This is a genomic window from Oleiphilus sp. HI0079, from assembly GCF_001635105.1.
This window is the reverse complement of the sequence record NZ_LWFT01000031.1, coordinates 1-741: the sequence shown is the minus strand read 5'-3', so window position 1 is coordinate 741 and position 741 is coordinate 1. Positions and strand designations below refer to the sequence as shown.

Here is a 741-nt window from a genome sequence, read left to right as displayed (position 1 = left end):
TGCAAGATAACCGCGGTTGTAAGCGCGATGCATCGGGTTTCTTTTCTGTCTTTTCATTTAGTCGAACCTCTTTGTCATTCTACTGTGACTTGCGAGCAAACGTTTATTTGCATCGAAAGTGTCTTGTATGTTGGCGTTTGACGCCTTAGGTGCTTTACTCAGCGGGTGAGAGTTAGCACGAGGGTTTCGAACTCCTTTGGTTGGATTATTGTTAGAGCGATAAATAACAAACTTTTTGTGCAGCTGACTGCTTACTAATTGCACAACTACTAAGTTAGCAAAAACGCCTACATAAAGTATAGAAATCTTTTTAGCTATCAGAGTGAGTGATTATAGAGTCTTGGTATAAGCCTTGTGTGTATGCGTTTATTTGTGGGCAATTTTGTGTCGGTATGTAGCCCTTATTTCAATTTATATTTTTAGGTACTGGTGAATTTGTTTATGAGATTATTTGTTTCTTGCCCGCTGGGTATGCAGTACTTGTTGGAACAAGAGCTAATCGAAATGGGGCTTTCGTCAACTCGTGCAGTCAATGCCGGTGTTGAAGCGGAGGCCGAACTTGAGCAAATTTATCGCTGCCTACTCTGGTCGCGAATTGCTAATCGTGTATTTCTTGAGCTCGCTACCGGAAAAATTGAACGAGGATCTGATGTATATCGTCACGCGTCCTCTATCCCTTGGGCTCAGCATTTTAGTGCTGATTCGACATTTTCTGTGTCGTTTGCGGGAACGAATAAAGAT

The 741-nt window shown here is 42.0% G+C and carries 1 protein-coding gene and 1 pseudogene; one reads left to right on the top strand and one right to left on the bottom strand.

Annotated features, from left to right (window positions below; genetic code table 11):
- Positions 1-57 (bottom strand): ribosome modulation factor (locus tag A3750_RS27245; RefSeq protein ID WP_369819911.1); only part of this gene is annotated, 57 nt, incomplete at its 3' end.
- A gap of 384 nt (positions 58-441) precedes the next feature.
- On the opposite strand from A3750_RS27245, the pseudogene A3750_RS00650 reads away from it, so the two are divergent.
- A pseudogene (locus A3750_RS00650) lies at positions 442-741 on the top strand (23S rRNA (guanine(2445)-N(2))/(guanine(2069)-N(7))-methyltransferase); the annotation flags it as partial.